This window comes from Endozoicomonas sp. SESOKO2 (assembly GCF_024606245.1).
In the GTDB taxonomy this organism is placed as follows: Bacteria; Pseudomonadota; Gammaproteobacteria; order Pseudomonadales; family Endozoicomonadaceae; genus Endozoicomonas_A.
On record NZ_JAHHPQ010000546.1, the window covers coordinates 1 to 1,118 of the forward strand.

At 49.6% G+C, this 1,118-nt stretch carries 2 protein-coding genes; both read right to left on the bottom strand.

Annotated features, from left to right (window positions below):
- Positions 1 to 427 (bottom strand): type IV pilus modification protein PilV (gene pilV, locus KDK17_RS13395; protein ID WP_257288261.1); only part of this gene is annotated, 427 nt, incomplete at its 3' end.
- Complete coding sequence (locus tag KDK17_RS13400) at positions 424 to 990, bottom strand: GspH/FimT family pseudopilin (protein WP_257274233.1); 567 nt, start codon at positions 988 to 990, stop codon at positions 424 to 426. The genes KDK17_RS13400 and pilV, both read right to left, overlap by 4 nt.
- Between the last annotated feature and the right edge of the window lie 128 nt (positions 991 to 1,118).

The window sequence follows — 1,118 nt, forward strand, 5'->3', positions numbered from 1 at the left end:
CTTTGCTGTCATCAAAGAAGATCGTGATGGTGTAGTTCCGGCCCTCTGGTACATCGGTTTTGACAATTGAACCGTCTGAATCGGGGAGCTGGGCGTCCAGAATGAACTTCCATTGCGCAATGTCATAACGGGCTAACTCAGCGGGTGTGCAATCTGCGGCGTCGCAATCATTAGGATAAGCAGCGGGCGCATTGCCGACACTGGCCGAATAACCGGGCCCGTTAAGTGCGTAGACCGGGTTGGCTTTGATCCTGTCGAGCATGTCGTAGGCAAGGATGTTGGATAGGGAATTGAGATAGGCAATGTTGTTGTAACTGATGCTTCGGGTCTGTAAAGCGGCCATACCTAAGAGGCCAGAAGCCAGAATGACGACTGTGATCAGAACTTCTACCAGGGTCATGCCTGCTTGGGAACGTCCTGAATTCATGGACAAACCACTGAGTTGGCGGAGCGTACTCTACCAGACAGGTTAATGGTAACACCTCTGGCGATCTTCGATGTTGTCAGACTGTCGCAAATAAGAAAGTTGCCTGAACTGGTGTTGTTGACGGTGCCATCTCCCTGAAACACGATTGGCGTGCTGTTACTCCAGGTAATTGAGGCGATAGATTCTATTGTCTGTGAGCGTCTCAAGGTATCGACTCCTGCGTCAAATACGCCGTTACTGTTTTCATCGGTGAAAATGACCCAGCCTTGACTCCAAAGGGTTGGATCTGCTGCGCAGGTAGTCCCGTCAGTGGATGCACAGGCGATGGTATTGCTGCCGGTTTTAACGGCTTCACTGCGGGCGTAGAGCAGGTTTGAAAGGAGGTTTTGCTGAATGTTTGAGAAACGAATGGTGTTCGAGACTTCCCTCAGTTGTGGCAGTCCCATGGCAACAATAATCCCGGCGATCAACAGAGTGATCATCAGCTCAATTAATGAAAATCCTTTTTCTCCAGGCTCAGGGCTGTTTTTTGCCCCGGGCTCAAGGCTGTTTGAGTGCCCCATGAGATCTGACCGGTTTTTAGCGTTTATCTGATCAGTTTAGAAGTGGATTTTGATGATTCGGGTGAAGGGGTAGAGAACCTGCGGAATTATTATCAAAGCAGCCAATGAGATAAAAACAGGGATGGTTT

What these genes read in the sequence shown, in the direction of transcription:
- KDK17_RS13400 (WP_257274233.1), bottom strand. Translation starts at nt 990, where the DNA reads ATGGGGCACTCAAACAGCCTTGAGCCCGGGGCAAAAAACAGCCCTGAG.